Raw genomic sequence first — 21,975 nt, forward strand, 5'->3', positions numbered from 1 at the left:
CCGACTCCTATACTCGTTCGCATGATTTCGCGCGAACCCACCCTTGAACGCCTCGCGCTCGCGCAAGGCCTGTTGCTCGAACCCTTCGGGCTCACCGATGCGGCGCTGACCAAGGCCCTGCGCACGATCAGCGCACACCGCATCGACGACGCGGACCTGTACTTCCAGACCACCCGCCACGAAGGCTGGAGCCTGGAGGAAGGCATCGTCAAGAGCGGCAGCTTCAGCATCGACCAAGGGGTGGGCGTGCGCGCGGTGGCCGGCGAAAAGACCGCCTTCGCCTATTCCGACGACATTTCCGAGGCCTCGCTGCTGGACGCGGCGCGCACCGTGCGCACCATCGCCGCGGCCGGCCAGAGCGTGCGCGTGAAAGTGCCGGGCAAGGGCAAGGTGGTGGGCAGTCGCACGCTGTACGGCCCCACCGACCCCATCGGCACGCTGGACAGCGCGCAGAAGGTGGCGCTGCTGGAAAAAACCGAGAAGCTGGCACGCAGCAAGGACCCGCGCATCGTGCAGGTGATGGCCGGCCTGGCCGCCGAGTACGACGTGGTGATGGTGGCGCGTGCCGACGGCACCCGCGCCGCCGACGTGCGGCCGCTGGTGCGGCTGTCGGTCACCGTGATCGCCGAGCAGACGATCGGCGGCGTGGTGCGCCGCGAGGTGGGCTCGGGCGGCGGCGGTGGCCGTTTCGGCCTGGGCTGGTTCCAGGATGCACAGATCGAGCAGTACGTGGACCAGGCCGTCAACGCTGCGCTCACCAACCTTGAATCGCGCCCCGCGCCGGCCGGCGAGATGACCGTGGTGCTGGGCCCCGGCTGGCCCGGCATCCTGCTGCACGAAGCCATCGGCCACGGGCTGGAAGGCGACTTCAACCGTAAGGGCAGCAGCGCGTTCAGCGGCCGCATCGGCAAGCGCGTGGCCGCCAAGGGCGTGACGGTGCTGGACGACGGTACCCTGCCCGACCGCCGCGGCAGCCTGAACGTGGACGACGAAGGCAACGCCACCCAGCGCACCGTGCTGATCGAGGACGGCATCCTGCGCGGCTACATCCAGGACTCGATGAACGCCCGGCTGACCGGCGTGGCCCCCACCGGCAACGGCCGCCGCGAAAGCTACGCACACGTGCCGATGCCGCGCATGACTAACACCTACATGCTGGACGGCGACAAGACCAAGGAAGAGATCGTCGCCAGCATGAAGCGCGGCCTCTACGCCACCAACTTCGGCGGCGGTCAGGTCGACATCACCAGCGGCAAGTTCGTGTTCTCGGCCAGCGAGGCCTTCTGGGTGGAGAACGGCAAGATCCAGTACCCGGTCAAGGGCGCCACGCTGATCGGCAACGGACCCGATGCGCTCACCCGCGTGAGCATGATCGGCAACGACATGCAGCTCGATTCCGGCGTGGGCACCTGCGGCAAGGAAGGCCAGAGCGTGCCGGTGGGCGTGGGCCAGCCGACGCTGCGCATCGACGGCCTGACCGTCGGCGGCACGGCTTGACGGCCCGCCGGGCGCACGGCTACATTCGCCAGGTCATGAAATTCGCCACTTTCTTTTTTGGCTACTTTTGGTTCTCGCACCGCCCAGCGGTTGGAGAGGCAAGCGCGTAGCTGAAAAGAAACGAGCAAACCGAATCCAAAAACCGCCGGGCACCCCCCCGGCGGTTTTTTTTCGCCCCTGCACCCCTGCCAACCGCACAGCCCACCGCCATGAACAGCACCAGCACCCCCGCCAGCGAAGGCTGGCAAGCGCCGCCGGACCGTACCAGCCAGACCGACGACGAACGCATCAAGGACATCGTGCCGCTGCCGCCCCCCGAACACCTGATCCGCTTCTTCCCCATCCGCGGCACCGCGATGGAGAAGCTGGTGGCGAACACGCGCCAGTCCATCCGCCGCATCCTGCACAAGCAGGACGACCGGCTGCTGGTGATCATGGGCCCCTGCTCCATCCACGACCCCGAGGCGGCGCTGGAGTACGCCCGCAAACTCAAGGCCCAGCGCGAGAAGTACGCCGACACGCTGGAAATCGTGATGCGCGTCTACTTCGAGAAGCCGCGCACCACCGTCGGCTGGAAGGGCCTGATCAACGACCCCTACCTGGACGAGACCTTCCGCATCGACGAAGGCCTGCGCATCGCGCGGCAGCTGCTGCTGGACATCAACCGCCTGGGCATGCCGGCAGGCAGCGAGTTCCTGGACGTGATCTCGCCGCAATACATCGGCGACCTGATCGCCTGGGGCGCCATTGGCGCGCGCACCACCGAAAGCCAGGTGCACCGTGAGCTGGCTTCGGGCCTGTCGGCGCCGATCGGCTTCAAGAACGGCACCGACGGCAACATCAAGATCGCGATGGACGCGATCCAGTCGGCCTCACGGCCGCACCACTTCCTGTCGGTGCACAAGAACGGCCAGGTGGCCATCGTCGAGACCTCGGGCAATGCCGATTGCCACGTGATCCTGCGCGGCGGCAAGACGCCCAACTACAGCGCCGAGCACGTGGCCGACGCCTGCCGCCAGCTGGAAGCGGCGAAGCTCGACTGCGCGCTGATGGTGGACTGCAGCCATGCCAACAGCAGCAAGCAGCACGAGCGACAGCTGGACGTGGCCCGCGACGTGGCGCAGCAGCTGCGCGACGGCGGCCGCTGCATCTTCGGCGTGATGGTGGAGAGCCACCTGAAGGCCGGCGCGCAGAAGTTCAACGCCGGCAAGGACGACCCGGCCCAGCTGGCCTACGGCCAGAGCATCACCGACGCCTGCCTGGGCTGGGACGATTCGCTGGAGTGCCTGGAAGTGCTGAGCGCGGCCGTGAAGGCTCGGCGTGGGTGAATGATGCACCCGGCTTCGTGAGTACACGAAGCCACCCTGTGTGCCCAGCATGGGCGCGATCTTCGAGGTGAAAGTCCTCGCGCGAGCGGACCACCGTGAGCGAAGTGAAGTGCAACTGCGTGAGGGTGACCGAGCGTGGGGAGGAAGCATGTAGCGATGGCCGCGAGCCGATGAACAAGAACCGCATAGGAGGCGCCGTGGAGCGAGGCGAGCCGGCAGGGAACGGCGAAGCCTTGGTGGTCAAGGCGAAGCGGCGTAGATGCGGCGGTTGTGCGGTCGAAGGATCGTGTTCTTACCTGGGGAGATCTCGCCTCGTGCCTGAAAGGGCGACGGCCTATGCCGGAGCGAGAAGTCAGCAGATGCCGTAGTAGCGGCGCGGTGAGCGCGGTGAAGGGCTGAACGAGACGGAGGGCTGCAAGGCGTGGCGCTTGGAAGTGCAAGGCATCAGACGTGTGCGAGGCCGACAGGCCGGGCACGGCGGCGCGGGGCGAGTGGCGGTGAAGCCGCGGCGAGCGTGCGCAGCGATGAAGCACGGCCGGCGCGCTGCGATCTGACGGGCCCGGGGGCCGACGACCTGCTGGGGCAGGCGCTGGCCAGAGCGAACATGGCCGCGGCGTGGAAACGCATCAAGGCCAACAAGGGAGGCGCCGGCGTCGATGGACGCACGGTGCAGGACACGGCGGTGTGGCTGCAGGGCGCGTGGCCCGCCATCCGGCAGAGCGTGCTCGACGGCAGTTACCGCCCCAGCGCGGTACGGCGGGTGAGCATCCCGAAGCCGGGCGGTGGTGAGCGCGAACTGGGCATACCGACCGTGGTCGACAGGTTGATCCAGCAGGCGCTGCTGCAGGTACTGCAGCCGCTGATCGACCCCTGCTTCAGCGAGCACAGCCACGGCTTCAGGCCGGGGCGCAGCGCGCATGGGGCGGTGGTCGAGGCCAAGCGGTACGTGCAGGAAGGCTACGACGTCGTGGTGGATGTGGACCTGGAGAAGTTCTTCGACCGGGTCGATCACGACATCGTGATGCACAGGCTGAGTCTGCACGTTGCGGACAAGCGGGTGCTGCGGCTCATCCGGCGGTATCTGCAGGCACCGACGATGGTAGCGGGGGTGGTCAGCCCGCGGACGCAGGGCACGCCGCAAGGCGGGCCACTGAGCCCGTTGCTGGCCAACGTGCTGCTGGACGAAGTGGATCGAGAGCTGGAACGCAGGGGCCATCGGTTCGTGCGTTATGCCGACGACTGCAATGTCTACGTCAAGAGCCGAAAGGCTGGCGAGCGGGTACTGCAAGGGCTGCGCAAGCACTACGCGCGGCTGGCACTGAAGGTCAACGAGGCCAAGACGGCCGTGGGCGAAGTCTGGGGACGCAAGTTCCTGGGCTACTGCCTGTGGCAAGACCCGACCGAGCGAGGCCGGCGGGTGGATGACGGTGTGCGCATCGGGGTGGCCCGGCCGGTACTGGCGCAGCTGCGTCAGCATCTGCGCGGACTCACGCGGCGGCACAGCGGCTGCAGCCTGGAGCATGTGGCGCAGGGCTTGAGGGAATATCTGCAGGGCTGGAAGGCGTACTTCCGGCTGGCGCAGACCCCGCGGGTGTTTGCGGCCATGGACCAATGGCTGCGGCACCGGTTGCGTGCCATCCAGTTCAAGCAGTGGAAGAACGTCGCTACCGTGTACCGCGAAATGCGGCGGCTGGGCGCGACTCACCCACAGGCTGCGGCTGCGGCGGCACACACCGGTCGCTGGTGGCGAGGCAGCCACCACTGTTTGAACAACGTCCTGACCATCGCCTACTTCGACCGGCTGGGCGTGCCGCGCTTGGCATGACCTGATCCTCCCAAGCCGCCCACCTCAACGTCCCGAACCGCCCGGTGCGGACCCGCATGCCGGGTGGTGTGGGAGGGGTCGGCCCCACTGGGGCCGCCCCTATCCCGATCCGAGAGGGTCCCGGGGCCGCTTGGGAGCGGCCCGGCGCTGGCCCCAGGGGATGGGGCACCCGGCTTCGTGAGTACACGAAGCCACCCTCCGAGAGGGTCCCGGGGCCGCTTGGGAGCGGCCCGGCGCTGGCCCCGGATGAATGGTGCACCCGGCTTCATGGGTACATGAAGCCACCCTCTGAGAGGGTCCCGGGGCCGCTTGGGAGCGGCCCGGCGCTGGCCCCGGGGGGATGGTGCACCCGGCTTCGTGAGTACACGAAGCCGGGTGTGGTCATTCACAGCGCCTTCACCAGCTCCGGCACCGCATTGAACAGGTCGGATTCCAGGCCGTAGTCGGCCACGCTGAAGATCGGCGCCTCGGGGTCCTTGTTGATGGCCACGATGACCTTGCTGTCCTTCATGCCGGCCAGGTGCTGGATGGCGCCGGAGATGCCGGCGGCCACGTACAGCTGCGGCGCCACGATCTTGCCGGTCTGGCCGACCTGCCAGTCGTTGGGCGCGTAGCCCGCGTCCACCGCGGCGCGGCTGGCGCCCAGCGCGGCGCCCAGCTTGTCGGCCAGCGGGGTGAGCACCTCGTTGAACTTCTCGCTGCTGCCCAGCGCACGGCCACCACTGACGATGACTTTGGCGGCGGTGAGTTCGGGCCGGTCGTTCTTGGCGATCTCGCTGCCGACGAAGGTGGCCTTGTCGCTGGTGGCGGCGGCTTCGGCCTTCTCGATGGCCGCGCTGCCGCCCTCGTGCGCTGCGGCGTCAAAGCCGGTGCCGCGCACGGTGATGACCTTGACGGCGTCGGTGGCCTGCACGGTGGCAATGGCGTTGCCGGCGTAGATGGGGCGCTCGAAGGTGTCGGCGCTCACCACCTTGGTGATGTCGCTGACCTGGCCGACGTCGAGCTTGGCGGCCACGCGGGGGGCGATGTTCTTGCCGCTGGCGGTGGCCGGGAAGACGAGGTGGCTGTAGCTGCCGGCGATCGCCAGCACTTGCGCGGCGACGTTTTCGGCCAGGCCGTGCTCGAAGCCGGGGGCTTCGGCCAGGATGACCTTGCTGACGCCGGCGATCTTGGCGGCGGCGTCGGCCGCGGCTTGCGCGTTGTGGCCGGCGATGAGCACGTGCACGTCGCCGCCCATCTGGGTGGCGGCGGTGACGGTGTTGAAGGTGGCGCCCTTCAATGACGCGTTGTCGTGTTCAGCGATGACGAGTGCGGTCATGGTCAGATCACCTTGGCTTCGGTCTTGAGCTTGGCCACGAGGGTGGCGACGTCGGGCACCTTGATGCCGGCGCTGCGCTTGGGCGGCTCGCTGACCTTGAGGGTCTTGATGCGGGGGGCGACGTCGACGCCGAGGTCGGCCGGCTTGACGGTCTCCAGCGGCTTTTTCTTGGCCTTCATGATGTTGGGCAGCGTGACGTAGCGCGGCTCATTGAGGCGCAGGTCGGTGGTGACGACCGCCGGCAGCGTGATGGCCAGGGTTTCCAGGCCGCCGTCGACTTCACGGGTGACGCTGGCTTTGCCATCGGCGACCTCGACCTTGGAGGCGAAGGTCGCCTGCGGCAGGTCGGCCAGCGCGGCCAGCATCTGGCCGGTCTGGTTGCAGTCGTCGTCGATGGCCTGCTTGCCCAGGATGATGAGGCCGGGCTGTTCCTTGTCCACCAGGGCCTTGAGCAGCTTGGCCACGGCCAGCGGCTGCAGCTCGTCCGCGCACTCCACCAGGATGCCGCGGTCGGCGCCGATGGCCATGGCGGTGCGCAGCGTCTCCTGGCACTGCGTGGGGCCGCAGGAGACGGCGATGACCTCGGTGGCCACGCCCTTCTCTTTCAGCCGCACGGCTTCTTCCACCGCGATCTCGTCGAACGGGTTCATGCTCATCTTGACGTTGGCGATGTCCACGCCGGTGCCGTCGGCCTTGACCCGCACCTTCACGTTGTAGTCGACCACCCGCTTGACGGGGACCAGGATCTTCATGCTTCAGCTCCTTTGTTGGCGGTGCGTCAGTCCAGCTTGGCGCCGGACACTTTCACCAATTGTTCCCATACCGGCGCGTCCTTCTTGTACGACGCCATGAAGGCCTCCGGGGTACTGGCCACGGGATTGAAACCCATGGCCACCAGCTTCTCGTTCACCTCGGGCATCTGCACCACGGCATTCACTTCCTTGGCCATGCGCTGCACGATCTCCATCGGCGTCTTGGCCGGCGCCGCCATGGCCACGAAGCCGCAGATGCGGTAGGCGTCGTCCTTCAGGCCCTGCTCGCCCAGCGTGGGCACGTTGGGCAGCGCCGCCATGCGTTGGTCGCCGGTGACACCGATGACCTTGAGCTTGCCAGTCTCGATGTGCGGCTTGGTGGCCGAGGCACTGGCATAAGCCATCTGGATCTGGCCGCCCAGCAGGTCCTGCAGCATCGGTGCCTCACCCTTGTAGGCCACGTGCGACATGTCGGCGTTCAGCGCCTGGCTCATGTAGGCGCCGGCCAGGTGCGCGTAGCTGCCGATACCCCAGGAGCCGTACGACACCTTGCCCTTGTTCTTGCGGATCCAGGCCTGCAGCTCGGCCGCGTTGCGCGCCGGCACGTCAGGGTGCACCACCAGCGTCACCGGTACCACGGCGATCTGCGAGACCAACGTCAGGTCCTTCTGCGGGTCGTAGGGCAGCTTGGCGAACAGGAACTGGTTGGTCAGCACCGAGGCGCTGAGCGTGAAGACGAAAGTGCCACCGTCGGGCGCCGCCTTGGCCACCATGTCGGTACCCAGGATGCCGGCCGCGCCGCCCTTGTTCTCGACGATCAAGGTCTGGCCCAGGCGTTGGCCCAGCTTGTCGGCGATCACGCGGGCCGACACGTCGGTGGCACCGCCCGGGTTGTAAGGGACGATGAAGCGGATGGGCTTGCTGGGCCAGGCGGCCTGCGCACGCGCCCAGGGTGCGGCGCACAGCCCGGCGGACAGGGCGGCGCCTCGGGCCAGCAGGCTGCGACGGTGGATGGGATGGTTCATCGGTCTGTCTCCGGTCAGGTGGTGTTGCTGTTGTTCTGTGCGATGGTGCTAGGCGATGCGGGCCTGCACGCCCAGGCGTGCCACCGCATCGGCGACGGCAGGCGCAAGCGTAGGCCATGCGGGATGATCGGGCGCGCGCAGCAGCAGGCCGGCGGGGCCTTCGGGCAGCACCTCGGGCAGCGGCAGGCCGGCCGGTGCGGCCTCGCGCCACAGTGCCTGCAGGCGTTGCTGCACGGTGTCGATGGCGGCCAGCTGCCGCAACTCGGGCTTGAAGATCTTGCCCACGTTGGTGGTGGGCATGCGCTGCAGCACGGTGATGCGCTTGGGCCGCGCGGGCGCTTCGTCCACCCGCTGGGCGACGAAGGCCAGCAGCTCTTCTTCGGTGGCACTGGCGCCGGGCAGCAGCGTGGCATAGGCCACCGGCACCTCGCCGGCATAGGCGTCGGGCGCGCCCACGGCGGCGGCCAGCTGCACCGCGGGGTGGGCGTCCAGCGCGTCCTCGATCACCTTGGGGTCGATGTTGTGGCCGCTGCGGATGATGAGGTCCTTCGCGCGGCCGGTGAGGTTGAGGCGCCCTTGCTCGTCCAGCCAACCCAGGTCGCCGGTGGCCAGCCAGCCGTCGGCGGTGAAGGCCTTGCGGTTGTCCGCCTCGTCCAGGAAGCCCGAGAACAGGTTGGGCGAGCGGAAAAGCACCATGCCCGCCTGGCCCGGCGGCAGCTCGCGGTCGCTGGCGTTGCCGCGCTCGTCCAGCGCCACGATGCGCAAGCGGGTGTACGGCAGCGGAAAGCCCACGCAGCCAGCCGGCCCCACCACGCCGGGCGGCGTGATGGTGGAGATGCCGGCCATCTCGGTCATGCCCAGGCTTTCATGCACGTGCAGGCCGAAGAGGCGCTCGAAGCGCGCGGCCAGCTCGGGCGACAGCGGCGCCGCGCCGGTGCGGCAGTACTTGATCGACGAGATGTCGGCACCGTCCAGCGGCACGTCGGCCAGCGCGGCCAGCACCGTGGGCACGGCCGACAGCGAAGTGGGACGGAAGCGTTCCACCAGCCGCCAGTACTGGCGCATGACCTCGCGGTTGCGCAGCAGCGTGGTGGTGGGAATGATCACTTCCACACCGGCCGAGAACGAGGCCAGCGAGGCCGGCAGCACGCCCGCCACATGGAACAGCGGATAGCCGTTGATGGCCACGTCGCGGTCGGTCAGGCCCTGCACCTGCACACTGGCCCAGGCGGTGAACACCTGCGCACGGTGGCTGTGGCGCGCCAGCTTGGGGTCGCCCGTGGTGCCGCCGGTGTGGAAGTAGGCGGCGATGTCCTCGGGCTGGATGACGCGGCCACTCACCAGCCGGTCGGCCGGCTGCGCGGCGCGCGCCTGGCCGAAGTCCAGCACGCCCTCGGGCAGCGGGCCTTCCACTGCGGGCGGCGCATCGTGCGGCAGCACGCGCAGCACCGCCTGCAGCGTGGGTACGCGCTCGCGCAGGCGCATCGCCTTCTGCCAGTAGCCGGCTTCGGCATCGGCGCCCCAGGCGATCAGCACGCGGCTGCCGGCTGCGTTCATCAGCGCGGCCAGCTTGTCTTCGCTGAGCAGCGGGTTCAGCGGCTGCACGATGCCGGCCGCTTCGCCGCCCCACAGCGCCAGGTGGTACTCGGGGCAGGCGGGCAGCAGCACCGACACCGCCTGCTGCGGCTGCAAGCCCAGGTTGTGCAGCAGGTTGGCCGTCTGATGGATGCCTTCGAACAGCTGGCGGTAGCTCCAGCGCAGTGGGCGGTCGGCCTCTGCCACGCTGCGAATGAAGGTCAGCGCCGTCTTGTCGCCAAAGGCCGCGGCCGAGTTGCGGAACAGCTCATAGGTACTGCGCACCGGCATGGCCTGCTCCAGCGGCATCGCGGCTTCGATGCGCTGCACGTCGGCCAGGCTGCGCACCGGCGGGCCGGCGCGGAAGGGGGCTTGCACGGTGTCGGCGGGGTGGATCATGGCGTTGTCTCCTGCCCGGGTCGGACGCCCGGTGTGCGTGAAGGTTCAGGCCGGCACGGCCTGCGGCGGGGCGATGCGTTGCACGGCGGCCTGCATCTCGGCCTGCAGTCGCTGCACGATGGCGGCCAGCGGCTCGATGCGGTCGGTGAAGGCCAGCGCATGGCCGGCCGACAGCACGCCGTGGCGGGTGTCGCCGGTCTCGTAGGCCTGGCGGCCGATGCGGCCGGCCACCAGCGGCAGCAGGTCCTGGATGGTGACGCCGGGCTGGCTGGCCTCGATGGCCTGCACCGCATCCGTCGTCTCGTTGCGCAGCGCACGCACGGTGTTGCGCACCGTGTGCATCAGCAGCGTGGTGTCGGTGGGCTCGGCCTGCACCAGGCGGCGCTTGTAGTCTTCGTGCGCCCAGATTTCTTCGGCCACGGTGAAGCGCGTGCCCACCACCACGCCGGCCGCGCCCATGGCCAGCGCGGCCGTCACCTGCGAGCCGCAGCCGATGCCGCCGCCGATGAGGTAGGGGATGTGCAGCTGCTCGCGCGCCCAGGCCGCATTGACCAGGCTGCCGACCATGTCCATGCCCGGGTGGCCGCCGCACTCGGCACCCACGATGGCCACCGCATCCACGCCCAGCGACTGGGCCTTGACCGCGTAGCGCACCGCCGGCACCTTGTGCAGCACCTTGATGCCCGCCGCCTTGAGCGTGGGCAGGTAGGCCTCGGGGCTGCGGCCCGAGGTCTCGACGAAGCGCACGCCTTCTTCGGCGATCAGCTCGAACACCGCCTGCGTGCGCTCACCCGGCACCAGCTTGGGCAGCATCGACACGTTGACGCCGCAGGGCCCGCCTTCGCACAGGTCGCGGCAGCGGCGGATCTCGTCGCGCAGCGCCTGCGGCTCGGGGAAGCTGGCCGCGGTGATGAAGCCCAGGATGCCCGCGCGCGAGGCCGCGGCCACGTAGCGGGCATCGGACAGCCACATCAGACCGCCGGCCACGATGGGCAGGCGGATGCCGAACATCTCGGTGATCGCAGTTGAAAGCATGGCAGTGCTTACTCGATCGACACGCCCTTGTCGCGGATGACCTTGCCCCACTTCTCGTCATCGCGGCGGATGCGCTCGGCCGTGTCCTTCGGCGATTGCCAGGCGGCGTAGGTGCCGGCGTTCTTCAGCTTCTCCTGGATCTCGGGCTCGGCCAGGGTCTGCTTCAGCACTTCGCTGAGCTTGTTGATCACCGGTGCCGGCGTGCCGGCCGGCGCCAGCAGGCCGCCCCACGACACCGCGTCGAAGCCGGGGAAGCCTTGCTCGGACACCGTCTTCACGTCGGGCAGGTAAGGCACGCGCTGCGGCGAGCCGACGGCAATGGCGCGCAGCTTGCCGGATTTGATGTGCGGCAGCGCAGCCACCATGTCGGCGTACATCACCGGCACCTGGCCGCCGATCACGTCGGTCACCGCCGGCGAGCCGCCGCGGTAGGGCACGTGGCTCATCTCGAACTTGCCCAGCGTCTTCAGCGATTCGGTGGTCAGGTGGCCGAAGCTGCCCTGGCCCGAGCTGGTGTAGTTGAGCGGCGGGTTGGTCGCCTTGGCCTTGGCGATCAGCTGCGGCAGCGTGGTCACGTCGGGCAGCGACTGCGGATTGACCACCATCACGATGGGCAGGTCGTAGGTGGTGCCGACGGGCGTGAAGTCCTTCTGGATGTCGTACTTGGCCGTCTTGTACAGGTGCGGCGCCAGCAGCGTGGGCGTGGCCAGCATCATCAGCGTGTAGCCGTCGGGCGCGGCCTTGGCCACGGCAGCGGCGGCGATGGCGCCCGAGGCACCAGCGCGGTTTTCCACGATGACCTGCTGCTTGAGCAGCTCGCTCATGCGCTGGCCCACGATGCGCGAGGCGGTGTCGGTGGGGCCGCCGGGCGGGAAGGGCACGACGATGGTGATCATCTTCGCGGGGTAGGCCTGCGCCATCGCGCCCAGTGCAGGCACGACCAGCGCCAGGGCGACAAGGCTGCGGCGAAGGGCACTGGCGGGGCGAAGGGCGGTACGAGGTTGCATGCGGAACTCCTGGCTATGCAAGGTAGGAAGCAGCGTGCCGCGCACGGCGGCCGGCACGCATCGAAGAGGACGGCACCAACAGGATCGGCTGGCCAGGTGGGATCGGATTCAGCTGCGGCCCGGCCGCTGGTCGCCCAGCAGCTCCTGCAGCACGGCCTCGGTATCGGCGCCCAGTTGCGGCGGCGGCCGGCGCACCGGCAGCCGTTCGCCGTCGATGCGGTAGGGCGGCGCCAGCACATGGGTGCTGCCGGCCACCGGGTGCGGCTGCACCGTGACCAGGCCGCCTTCCACCGCGCGCGGTGAGGTCAGCGCCTCATGCAGGCCCAGCACCTCGCCACAGGGAATGCCGGCGGCCGACAACGCGGCCAGCAGTTGCGCGCGCGGCCTGCGGGCCAGCTCGGCATGCAGCACCGGCAGCAACTCGGCACGGTGGGCCGAGCGGCCGAGGTTGGTCTTGAAGCGCTCGTCGGCGGCCAGCTCGGGCCGCTCGATCACCTCGGTGCAAAAGCGCTGGAACTGCGCGTTGTTGCCCACGGTGATGACGATGGGACCGTCGGCCGCATCGAACACGCCGTAGGGCACGATGGACGGGTGCGCATTGCCGTAGCGCGGCGGGTCTTCGCCCATCAGCAGCGCTTCCAGGCCGTAGTAGGCGGTGATCATCAGCCCGCAGTCGAACAGTGCCATCTCCACATGGCGGCCGGTGCCGGTGCGCTCACGCTGGTACAGCGCGGCCAGCACGGCCTGCGCCGAGTACATGCCGGTCATCAGGTCGACCGCGGCCACGCCGAACTTCAGCGGCGGCTGGGTGGCCTCGCCGTTGAGCGCCATCAGGCCCGCCTCGCCCTGCACCACCAGGTCGTAGCCGGGGCGTGCAGCCTCGCTGCCGCCGCGGTTGTAGCCCGAGACCGAGCAGTAGATCAGCCGCGGGTTGTCGGCCTTCAGCTGCTCATAGCCCAGGCCCAGCTTCTCCATGCCGCCGAACTTGAAGTTCTGGATCACCACGTCGCACTGCGCGGCCAGCGCCTTGGCGGTGGCCTGGCCTTCGGGCGTCTGCAGGTCGAGCGCGATCGACCGCTTGTTGCGGTTCATGCTGTTGAAGTAGGCCGTCTCGGTCTGGCCCACGCGCAGGCCCCAGTCGCGGGTGTCGTCGCCACGGCCGGGATGTTCGACCTTGATCACGTCGGCGCCGAAGTCGCCCAGCACCATGCCGCACAGCGGGCCGGCCAGCACGCGGGAAAAGTCCAGCACTCGCACGCCGGCCAGCGGCAATCCAGGCATCGCGTTCATCGTCATCCGCGGCGGCGCAGGGCCGTGAAATCGGCGCGGCGCTTTTGCAGGAAGGCACCGATGCCTTCGGCCGCCTCATCGTCGCCCTGGCTTTCCACCATGGCGCGGGCTTCGAGTTCGAGCTGCTCGTCCAGCGAGCGCATGTGCGCGCCGCGGCACAAGGCCTTGATGCGCGCGGTGGCGCGGTCGGGCCCTTCGGCGATGCGCTGGCCCAGCGCGATGGCTTCGGCCTCGGCGCTGCCTGGCTCCACCAGGCGGTTGACGGCGCCCAGCGCATTCAGCCGCTCGGCGGTGATGCGGTCGCCGGTCAGGCACAGCTCGGTGAGCACCTGGCGCGAGACGAACTCGGCCAGGAAGGAGGTGATGCCGCCATCGGGCGTCAGACCCACCTTGATGTAGCTGACGCCGAAGAAGGCCTCGCGCGAGCTGACCAGCAGGTCGCAGGCCAGCGCCAGCGACATGCCGGCACCGGCCGCGCCGCCTTCCACCGCGGCGATCACCGGCTTGGCGGTGTCGCGCAGCCGGCGCACGAAGGTGTGCAGCAGCTCCAGCCGCTCGCGCCGGTCTTCGGGCGCCATCTCGCGCCGGGTGGCCAGCTGGTTCAGGTTGCCGCCGGCGCAGAAGAAGCCGCCTGCGCCGGTGAGCACGATGGCGCCCACGGTGGGGTCGGCATCGGCCTCGGCCAGGGCCTGGGTGGCGGCGGTGTAGAACTCGGCGCTGAGCGCATTGCGGGCCGCCGGGTTGTTGTTGACCAGCACCAGCACCGCGCCTTCACGGCGCTGCAGCAGCACGTCCTGCGGGGCGCTCATGCCGCCTCCTGCCCCAGCGCGATGTAGCGCGCCAGGTGGAAGTCTTCGTCGCCCAGCTGGTGGTCGATCATCACCAGGCGCTTGGCGTAGTGCGACAGCGGCAGCTCCCAGGTCATGCCGATGCCGCCGTGCAGCTGGATGGCTTCTTCCGCCACCAGCGTGCCCACGCGGCCGATGGTGAACTTGGCGGCCGACAAGGCCTTCTCGCGCGCCAGGCGGTCGTCGCCGTCCACCGCGGCGGCGGCGTTGATCACCGCCGAGCGGGCCTGCTCGATTTCCAGCAGCACATCGGCCATGCGGTGCTGCAGGGCCTGGAAGCTGCCGATGGGCACGCCGAACTGCTTGCGCGTCTGCAGGTATTCCAGCGTGGCCTGGCGGGCCACGTCCATCGCGCCCAGCGACTCGGCGCACAGCGCCAGCACGCCGCGGCCCATGGCATGTTCCAGCGTGGTCAGGGCCGCGCCTTCGGTGCCCAGCAGCGCATCGGCCGGCACGGTCACATGGTCCAGCGTGACGGTGGCCACGCGGCCGCCGTCAACGGCGGTCTGGCCGCGCACGGCCAGGCCCGGGGCATCGGCCGGCACCAGGAACAGCGACAGGCCTTGCGCATCGTCCACGCCACCCGCAGTGCGGGCCGAGACGACAAACAGCGTGGCAGCTTCGCCCTGCGGCACCACGGCCTTGGCACCGTTCAGTTCCCAGCCGTTGTCGGTGCGGCGGGCGGTGGTGGACACCTGCGTCAGCGAGTACAGGCTGTCGGCCTCGCCATGCGCCAGCGCGGCGATGGTGCTGCCGTCGATCAACTTGTCTAGCCAAGTGCGCTGCTGCTCATTGCCGGCGTGGCTGATGGCGCTGCCGGCCAGCACCGCGCTGCCCAGCAGCGGCTCGACCACCAGGCCGCGGCCCAGGGCTTCGAAGACCACGGCGATGTCGAAGCCGGCGCCGCCGTAGCCGCCATCGGCCTCGCTGAACAGCGCACCGATGGCGCCCAGCTCGGCGAACTGCGCCCATTGCTGCGGGCTGTAGCCTTCGGCCGAGTGGGCGATGCGGTTGCGGGTCTCGAAGCCGTACTGCTCGGCGATGTAGCGGTTCAGCGTGTCCGCCAGCATGCGGCGGTCTTCGGTGTGTTCGAAGTTCATGTCTGCTCCGGTCTTACAGCCCGAGGATCATCTTGGAGATGATGTTGCGCTGGATCTCGTTGGAGCCGCCGAAGATCGACAGCTTGCGGTTGTTGAAGTAGCTGGCCGCGGCGCTGGCCGCTTCTTCCGGCGCACCCACTTCGCCTTCGTACGGGCCTTCCAGCCAGTCGGCATTGAAGGGCCGCGCATGCGGGCCCATGGCGCGACGCAGCAGCGAGGTCAGCTCCTGGCGGATCACCGTGCCGCGGATCTTCAGCATCGAGCTTTCCGCGCCCGGCGCGCCGCCACCGGCCACCGCCGCGATCACGCGCAGGTTGGTGGTCTTCATGTTCTCCAGGTCGATCTCGACCTTGGCCAGGCGGGCCGCGAACAGCGGGTCTTCCAGCAGCGGGCGGCCGTTCTTCTGCACGCGGGCGGCGGCCTTCTTCAGCTTGGCCAGCGCCGCCACCGAGAAGCCCACGCCCGCGATGTTGGTGCGCTCATAGGTCAGCAGGTACTTGGCGCAGTCCCAGCCGCGGTTCTCTTCGCCCACCAGGTTCTCGGCCGGCACGCGCACGTCGGTGAAGAACACCTCGTTGACCTCGTGCGCGCCATCCAGCGTGATGATGGGGCGCACTTCCACGCCGGGGCTCTTCATGTCCACCAGCAGGAAGCTGATGCCCGACTGCTTCTTGGCCGCGGGGTCGGTGCGCACCAGGCAGAAGATCATGTTGGCGTGCTGGCCCAGCGTGGTCCAGGTCTTCTGGCCGTTGACCACGTAGTGGTCGCCCCGTTCGTCCGATCTACGCACTGCCGTGGTCTTGACGCTGGCCAGGTCCGAGCCGGCACCCGGCTCTGAGTAGCCCTGGCACCACCAGTCGGCACCGCTGAGGATGCGCGGCAGCCAGTGGCTCTTCTGCGCCTCGTTGCCGTACTTGATGAGCACCGGGCCCAGCATGTTCACGCCGAAGGGCACGATGCGCGGCGCATGGGCGATGGCGCATTCATGCTCGAAGATGAACTTCTGCACCGCGTTCCAGCCCGGGCCGCCGTAGGCCTGCGGCCAGTGGTTGGCCAGCCAGCCGCGGGCGTTGAGGATGGCGTGCCATTCCTCCATGTCGGCCTTGCTCAGGTGCTGGCCGTTGGCCACCTTGGCCGACAGCCGCTCGGGCAGCTGCTCGGCCAGGAACTGGCGCACTTCGTCGCGGAAGGCCAGTTCTTCTTGGGTGAAGCTCATGTCCATGAGGCTGTCTCCGATCAGTAGATTTCGAACAGGCCCGCAGCGCCCATGCCGCCGGCGATGCACATCGACACCACGGCGTAGCGGGCCTTGCGGCGGCGGCCTTCCAGCAGGATGTGGCCGGCCAGGCGCGCGCCCGTCATGCCGAAGGGGTGGCCGATGGAGATGGCGCCGCCGTTGACGTTGAGCTTGTCGAGCGGGATGCCCAGCTGCTGCTGGCAGTACAGCGCCTGCGAGGCGAAGGCCTCGTTCAGCTCCCACAGGTCGATGTCTTCCACCTTCAGGCCATGGCGCTTGAGCAGCTTGGGCACGGCGTACACCGGGCCGATGCCCATCTCGTCGGGCTCGCAGCCGGCCACCGCCAGGCCGCGGAAGGCGCCCAGCGGCTGCAGGCCCAGGCGCTCGGCCTCGCCCGCTTCCATCAGCACGCAGGCCGACGCGCCGTCGGACAGCTGCGAGGCATTGCCCGCGGTGACGAACTGGTCGTCGCCACGCACCGGGGCCAGCTTGGCCAGCGCCTCATACGTGGTGCCGGGGCGGTTGCAGTTGTCGGCGGTGGCGGTCACCTCGCGGTGGGTCACGGCCTTGGTTTCCTTGTCGGTCACCGCCATCACCGTGGTGCAGGGCACGATCTCGTCGGCATAGCGGCCGGCCTTCTGCGCTTCTTCGGTGCGGCGCTGGCTCTCGGCGCTGAAGCGGTCCTGCGCCTCGCGGCTGATGTTGTAGCGGCGGGCCACGATGTCGGCGGTCTCGATCATCGCTATGTACAGCTCGGGCTTGTGCTCGACGATCCACGGGTCCATGCCCGAATCGCCGCTGTCGGTGGCGCTGCGGGTGCGGATCTGCGAGATGCTTTCCACGCCGCCGGCGATCATGGCCGGGGCGCCGTCCACCACGATGCGGCCAGCCGCCATCGCGATGGCCTGCAGGCCCGAGGCGCAGAAGCGGTTGACCGTGGTGCCGGCGATGCTGATGGGCAACCCGGCGCGGATGATGGACTGGCGCGCCACGTTGCGGCCGGTGGTGCCTTCGGGGTAGCCGCAGCCGAGGATGGCGTCTTCGATCAGCGTGGGGTCGATGCCCGCGCGATCGACCGCCGCCTTGACGGCGAAGGCGGCCAGCGTGGGGCCGGGGGTGATGTTGAACTCACCGCGGTGCGCCTTGGTGAGCGGCGTGCGGGCGGTGGACACGATGACGGCTTGGCGCATGGTGATTTGTCTCCGGGGGATGTCAGGCGGCGGCCTTGTTCAGGCTCTCGAAGTTCTTGCCTTCTTCGACCAGCTGCACCAGCAGCGGCGAGGGCTGCCAGAACAGCGGGTCTTCCTTGGCGAACTCGCGGATGTCGGCCAGCACCTTGTCCAGGCCCACCATGTCCGCGTACTTCATCGGGCCGCCGCGGAAACGCGGAAAGCCGTAGCCGTACAAGAAGGTCACGTCCACGTCCAGCGGCCGCAGCGCGATGCGCTGGTGCACGACGTTCGCGCCCTCGTTGATCATCGCGGCCATGTAGCGGCGGATGATCTCGTCCGAGCTGAAGCTGCGCGGCGTGATGCCGGCGCGCTGGCGCTCGGCGTCGACGATGGCCAGCACCTCGGGGTCCTGCTGGCCGCTGCGCGAGCCTTGCGGGTACTGGTACCAGCCGCGCTGCGTCTTCTGGCCGAACCAGCCGCGTTCGCAGATGCGGTCGGCGATCTGCACGTAGCGCGCGGCCGGGTTGCGAGTGGCGGCCTTGCGCTTGCGCGTGGCCCAGCCGATGTCGCCGCCGGCCAGGTCGGACACCTGGAACGGACCCATCGGATAGCCGAACTCGCGCACCGCGGCGTCGATCTCGTAAGGCGATGCGCCGTCTTCCATCAGGTAGTCGGCGGCCTGGCGGTACACGGCCAGGATGCGGTTGCCGATGAAGCCGTCGCACACGCCGGCGCGCACCGGCACCTTCTTGAGCTTCTTGGCCAGCTCGAAGGCGGTGGCCACCACGTCGGCGCTCACCTTCGCAGGCACCACGATCTCGAGCAGCTTCATGATGTTGGCCGGCGAGAAGAAGTGCAGGCCGATCACGTCCTGCGGCCGCGAGATGCTGGCCGCGATGGCGTCGATGTCCAGGTAGGAGGTGTTGGTGGCCAGCACGGCGCCGGGCTTGCACACGCGGTCGAGTTCGGCGAACACGGCCTTCTTGACCTCGATGTCCTCGAACACCGCCTCGATCACCAGGTCCACGTCCTTGAAAGCCGCGTAGTCGGTGCTGCCCGTGAAGCGGGCCATCACCGCGGCCTGACCTTCGACCGTCATGCGGCCCTTGGCCACCAGGCCGTCGTACACCTTCTCGACGTTGGCACGGCCGCGGTCGATCGACACCTGGTCGCGCTCGACCATGGTCACCGGCAGGCCGGCGTCCAGCGCCGCCACCGCGATGCCGGCGCCCATGGTGCCGCCGCCCACCACACCGATGGTCTTGAAGGGCCGAGGCTGCGCCGCTGCGGCCTCGGGCACCTTGGCCACTTCACGCTCGGCGAAGAAGGCGTGGATCAGGCCGGCGCGCTGCGGGCTGTCCAGGCACTGCATGAAGAACTGGCGCTCCAGCTTCAGTGCTTCGTCGAAGGGCTTGTCCAGCGCAGCCTGCACCGCCTCCACGATCTTGTGCGGCGAGAACAGGTGGCGCTGCTTCTTCTGCACATCGGCGCGTGCGGCGTCGATGGCCGCTTGCGCGGTGGCGCGGTCCGCCAGCGCCTGCGCGTCGCGGCTGCGGCGCGGGCCGGCCTGCGCGGCCAGCAACTCCTGCGCATAGGCCAGGCCCTCGGCCAGCGTGTCGTCGCTTTGCGCCACCCGGTCGATCAGGCCCAGCTTCAGCGCCTCGGCTGCGCCCACGTGGCGGCCGCTGAGGATGATGTCCAGCGCCGCCGCCGCGCCCACCAGGCGCGGCGCGCGCTGCGTGCCACCGGCGCCCGGCAGCAGGCCCAGCGCCACTTCCGGCAGGCCCAGCTTGGCGCTGGCCACGGCGATGCGGTAGTGCGCGCCCAGCGCCACTTCCAGCCCGCCGCCCAGCGCAGCGCCGTGGATGGCGGCAATCACAGGCTTGCGGCTGGCCTCGATGCGGCTGCACACCTCGGTCAGCAGCGGCGGTTGCGGCGGCAGGCCGAATTCGCGGATGTCGGCCCCGGCGATGAAGTTGCGGCCAGCACCCACGATGAGCACCGCGCCCACGGCAGGGTTGGCGTCGGCGGCCTCGATTGCGGCCATCAGGCCGCGGCGCACGGCCACGCCGAGGGCGTTGACCGGCGGGTTGTCGACCGTGACCAGCAGGATCTTGCCGCGCAACTCGGTGCTGACCGGGTTGGCTTCTGCGGCGGACGAAGTGGCTTCTTGCACCATGTGCGTGTCTCCTCAGGCAGGCCCCGGTCGAACCCCCGGGTGTGGGTTCATTGTTGGGCGTCGATACTTTCTTGACAATGGCTCAACCGGTTGACAGACTGTCAAGCCGTTTTTGACAACCGCCGCGCCATGGACGTCAACGCCCTCACCTTGCTGGTGCAGATCCTGGACGCCGGCAACCTCAGCGAGGCGGCCCGCCGGCTCAAGATGAGCCGGGCCAACATCAGCTACCACCTCAACCAGCTGGAGAAGTCCATCGGCCAGCAGCTGGTGCGGCGCACCACGCGCCGGGTGGAGCCCACCGAGATCGGGCTCAAGCTGTACGAGCACGGCCTGCGCATCCAGAACGAGCTGACGGCCGCGCGCGAATCCATCACCACGCTGGGCCAGCGGCTGCAGGGCCGGGTACGGCTGTCAGTGCCCAGCGGCTACGGGCAGCTGGTGATGTCGCCCTGGCTGCTGGACTTCAAGCGCCATTACCCCGGCATCGTGCTCGACGTGATGTTCGAGAACCGGGTCGAAGACCTGATGCGCGACGAGGTGGACGTGGCCGTGCGCGTGCTGTCGGAGCCGCCGCAGAACCTGGTGGCGCGCGACATGGGCGTGGTGCGCTACGTGGCCTGCGCCTCACGCGGCTTTGCCGAGTCGCAGGGCCTGCCGCAGCAGCTGGACGACCTGCGCACCATGCCGCTGATCACCGCCGCCGTCATCGGCCGCCAGCTGCGCGTGGCGGCCTACTGGCGCGACGAACGGCACGAGGTGCTGCTGGAGCCCTCGCTGATCTCCGAGAACTTCCTGTTCCTGCGCCAGGCCATCCAGGCGGGCCTGGGCATCGGCCTGGTGCCCGACTACGTGGTGCAGGACGAGGTGGACCGCGGCGAGATCGTCACCTCGCTCGACGAATGGCGGCTGTCGATCTTCGGCACCCACATGCACCTGCTGTACATGCCCAACCGCCACCACACGCGAGCGATGGCGACCTTCATCGACTTCGTGCTGGCGAAGGCGCGGGGGGCGGTGGTGGCTTGAGCGCATCGCATTGTGTGCGCATCGCAAACGCGATACGCTGCCGGCATGAAGAGCGCCACGCTACCGCCCGTCCGCATCGAGCCCGACTTCCGCGACGAGGTCGAGCAGGCCCTGCAGCCCGGCGAAACCTTGACCTCGCTGGTGGAAGCGGCTGTTCGGGCCGAAGTGACACGCCGTAAGGACCAGTCGGAGTTCGTGCGGCGCGGCTTGGCTGCGATCGCCCGCTCCGAGGCGGCCGGTGACTGGGTTGCAGCGGAGGACGTCATCGCCAAGCTGGAAGCCAAGGTCGCGGCGGCCCGCCAACGCCGCCAGTCGTGACCTACCAGGTCGTCTTCAGCCGGGAGGCGGAAGAGGATCTGCAGAGGTTGTTCGAGCATGCGTTCGAACGGGAGCTGAACAGCCCCACCGGCGATCTGTCGGTGCCGCTGCGGGCAATCGAAGCCATCCGCCAAGCTTGCCAGTTCCTCGCGATCAGCCCCTTCAGCTGCCGAAAGGCCGCCGCCAGCGCCTTCGTCCGCGAACTGGTGGTTTCGTTCGGCGCGACTGGCTACGTCGTGCTGTACGAGGTGAGGGACCGGCACCGCGTGTTCATCGGCGCGGTGCGTCACCAGCGGGAAAGCGACTACCACTGACCAGAGGCAGAGGTGGCCCCGATCACCCCTGCCGCGCCAGCCGCTCGCTCTTCCAGTACACGTCGTCGCCGCCCAGGCCGTCGAGGTTGGCGCGGTTGAGCACACGAGCCAGCACGAACATCAGGTCGGACAGGCGGTTGAGGTACTGGCGGGCCGCGGGGCGCACGGCGACGGCGTCGGAGGCAGCGAGCGCCACCACCATGCGTTCGGCGCGGCGGGCCACGGTGCGGGCCACGTGGGCCAGCGCGGCGCTGCGGGTGCCGGCCGGCAGGATGAATTCCTTGAGCCGCGGCAGCGTGGCGTTGTAGTGGGCCAGCGCCTCGTCCAGGCGCAGCACGGCCTCGTCCTTCAGCAGCGTGTAGCCGGGGATGGACAGCTCGCCGCCCAGGTTGAACAGCTCGTGCTGGATGACCACCAACAGCTCGCGCACGTCCTCGGGCAGCGGCTCGGCCAGCAGCACGCCCAGCTGCGAGTTGAGCTCGTCCACGTCGCCCAGCGCATGGATGCGCAGATGATCCTTGGGCACGCGCGTGCCGTCGCCCAGGCCGGTGCTGCCGTCGTCGCCGGTGCGGGTCGCGATTTGTGTGAGTCGGTTTGCCATGCGTGGATGCTAGCCCCCAAGAGAAAATGGCAGCCATCGTATCCATTCGGCTACACTTCCGCATGATCACAGTTCGACCGCTTCCGCAGTTCATGGACTGGCTGGAAGGCGTCAAGGACGGCGTGA

Annotated in this window: 19 protein-coding genes; 6 read left to right on the forward strand and 13 right to left on the reverse strand. The window is 69.1% G+C overall.

Annotated elements, in window-relative coordinates:
* Positions 1 to 21: 21 nt before the first annotated feature.
* The 3 genes from tldD (at position 22) to ltrA (ending at position 4,650) form a co-directional block, all read left to right on the forward strand.
* Entirely contained in the window at positions 22 to 1,497 is a 1,476-nt protein-coding gene (gene tldD / locus MW290_RS31805; protein WP_250198328.1) for a metalloprotease TldD, read from the forward strand.
* Between the two features lie 209 nt (positions 1,498 to 1,706).
* Positions 1,707 to 2,825 (forward strand): 3-deoxy-7-phosphoheptulonate synthase, encoded by a 1,119-nt coding sequence (locus tag MW290_RS31810; protein WP_250198329.1) that lies wholly within the window; start codon positions 1,707 to 1,709, stop codon positions 2,823 to 2,825.
* Between the two features lie 514 nt (positions 2,826 to 3,339).
* The gene (gene ltrA / locus MW290_RS31815) at positions 3,340 to 4,650 is read left to right on the forward strand and encodes a group II intron reverse transcriptase/maturase (RefSeq protein ID WP_250198330.1); all 1,311 of its coding nucleotides are present in this window, start codon (positions 3,340 to 3,342) and stop codon (positions 4,648 to 4,650) included.
* A 385-nt stretch (positions 4,651 to 5,035) separates the two neighbouring features.
* Here the strand turns inward: ltrA and MW290_RS31820 are convergent, their stop codons facing one another.
* The 12 genes from MW290_RS31820 to MW290_RS31875 all read right to left on the reverse strand — a co-directional run bounded on the left by MW290_RS31820 (position 5,036) and on the right by MW290_RS31875 (position 19,587).
* Positions 5,036 to 5,968, reverse strand: coding sequence for an electron transfer flavoprotein subunit alpha/FixB family protein (locus tag MW290_RS31820; RefSeq protein ID WP_250198331.1), 933 nt, complete (start codon positions 5,966 to 5,968; stop codon positions 5,036 to 5,038).
* A 2-nt stretch (positions 5,969 to 5,970) separates the two neighbouring features.
* Positions 5,971 to 6,720: an electron transfer flavoprotein subunit beta/FixA family protein gene (locus MW290_RS31825; protein ID WP_250197096.1), complete on the reverse strand. Its 750-nt coding sequence runs from the start codon at positions 6,718 to 6,720 to the stop codon at positions 5,971 to 5,973.
* Between the two features lie 26 nt (positions 6,721 to 6,746).
* A complete protein-coding gene (locus MW290_RS31830; protein WP_250198332.1) occupies positions 6,747 to 7,745 on the reverse strand; it encodes a Bug family tripartite tricarboxylate transporter substrate binding protein in 999 nt (332 codons plus the stop codon).
* Between the two features lie 48 nt (positions 7,746 to 7,793).
* Entirely contained in the window at positions 7,794 to 9,719 is a 1,926-nt protein-coding gene (locus MW290_RS31835; RefSeq protein WP_250198333.1) for an acyl-CoA synthetase, read from the reverse strand.
* A gap of 45 nt (positions 9,720 to 9,764) precedes the next feature.
* Positions 9,765 to 10,754 (reverse strand): NAD(P)H-dependent flavin oxidoreductase, encoded by a 990-nt coding sequence (locus MW290_RS31840; RefSeq protein WP_250198334.1) that lies wholly within the window; start codon positions 10,752 to 10,754, stop codon positions 9,765 to 9,767.
* 8 nt (positions 10,755 to 10,762) lie between these two features.
* Positions 10,763 to 11,761: a Bug family tripartite tricarboxylate transporter substrate binding protein gene (locus MW290_RS31845; RefSeq protein ID WP_250198335.1), complete on the reverse strand. Its 999-nt coding sequence runs from the start codon at positions 11,759 to 11,761 to the stop codon at positions 10,763 to 10,765.
* A 108-nt stretch (positions 11,762 to 11,869) separates the two neighbouring features.
* Positions 11,870 to 13,051 (reverse strand): CaiB/BaiF CoA transferase family protein, encoded by a 1,182-nt coding sequence (locus tag MW290_RS31850; RefSeq protein ID WP_250198336.1) that lies wholly within the window; start codon positions 13,049 to 13,051, stop codon positions 11,870 to 11,872.
* 2 nt (positions 13,052 to 13,053) lie between these two features.
* The gene (locus tag MW290_RS31855) at positions 13,054 to 13,860 is read right to left on the reverse strand and encodes an oxepin-CoA hydrolase, alternative type (protein ID WP_250198337.1); all 807 of its coding nucleotides are present in this window, start codon (positions 13,858 to 13,860) and stop codon (positions 13,054 to 13,056) included.
* Positions 13,857 to 14,999, reverse strand: coding sequence for an acyl-CoA dehydrogenase family protein (locus MW290_RS31860; RefSeq protein WP_250198338.1), 1,143 nt, complete (start codon positions 14,997 to 14,999; stop codon positions 13,857 to 13,859). Before MW290_RS31860 ends, MW290_RS31855 begins: the two co-directional genes overlap by 4 nt.
* A 13-nt stretch (positions 15,000 to 15,012) precedes the next feature.
* Entirely contained in the window at positions 15,013 to 16,221 is a 1,209-nt protein-coding gene (locus MW290_RS31865) for an acyl-CoA dehydrogenase family protein (RefSeq protein ID WP_250198339.1), read from the reverse strand.
* A 14-nt stretch (positions 16,222 to 16,235) separates the two neighbouring features.
* Positions 16,236 to 17,426 (reverse strand): acetyl-CoA C-acyltransferase, encoded by a 1,191-nt coding sequence (locus MW290_RS31870; protein WP_250198340.1) that lies wholly within the window; start codon positions 17,424 to 17,426, stop codon positions 16,236 to 16,238.
* Between the two features lie 22 nt (positions 17,427 to 17,448).
* Positions 17,449 to 19,587: a 3-hydroxyacyl-CoA dehydrogenase NAD-binding domain-containing protein gene (locus MW290_RS31875; RefSeq protein WP_250198341.1), complete on the reverse strand. Its 2,139-nt coding sequence runs from the start codon at positions 19,585 to 19,587 to the stop codon at positions 17,449 to 17,451.
* Between the two features lie 129 nt (positions 19,588 to 19,716).
* Here MW290_RS31875 and MW290_RS31880 point away from each other — a divergent pair, with 129 nt between their 5' ends.
* From MW290_RS31880 to MW290_RS31890, 3 genes are read left to right on the forward strand one after another with little or no spacing between them, the layout of a single operon-like run.
* Positions 19,717 to 20,616, forward strand: a complete 900-nt coding sequence (locus MW290_RS31880) for a LysR family transcriptional regulator (RefSeq protein ID WP_250198342.1) — start codon at positions 19,717 to 19,719, stop codon at positions 20,614 to 20,616.
* 45 nt (positions 20,617 to 20,661) lie between these two features.
* Positions 20,662 to 20,934 (forward strand): YlcI/YnfO family protein, encoded by a 273-nt coding sequence (locus MW290_RS31885; protein ID WP_250198343.1) that lies wholly within the window; start codon positions 20,662 to 20,664, stop codon positions 20,932 to 20,934.
* The gene (locus tag MW290_RS31890) at positions 20,931 to 21,248 is read left to right on the forward strand and encodes a type II toxin-antitoxin system RelE/ParE family toxin (RefSeq protein WP_250198344.1); all 318 of its coding nucleotides are present in this window, start codon (positions 20,931 to 20,933) and stop codon (positions 21,246 to 21,248) included. The genes MW290_RS31885 and MW290_RS31890 overlap by 4 nt, the downstream gene beginning before the upstream one ends.
* A gap of 22 nt (positions 21,249 to 21,270) precedes the next feature.
* Here the strand turns inward: MW290_RS31890 and MW290_RS31895 are convergent, their stop codons facing one another.
* Positions 21,271 to 21,849 (reverse strand): cob(I)yrinic acid a,c-diamide adenosyltransferase, encoded by a 579-nt coding sequence (locus MW290_RS31895; protein ID WP_250198345.1) that lies wholly within the window; start codon positions 21,847 to 21,849, stop codon positions 21,271 to 21,273.
* Positions 21,850 to 21,975 lie beyond the last annotated feature (126 nt).

The organism is Aquincola tertiaricarbonis (genome assembly GCF_023573145.1).
Taxonomy (GTDB): domain Bacteria; phylum Pseudomonadota; class Gammaproteobacteria; order Burkholderiales; family Burkholderiaceae_C; genus Aquincola; species Aquincola tertiaricarbonis_B.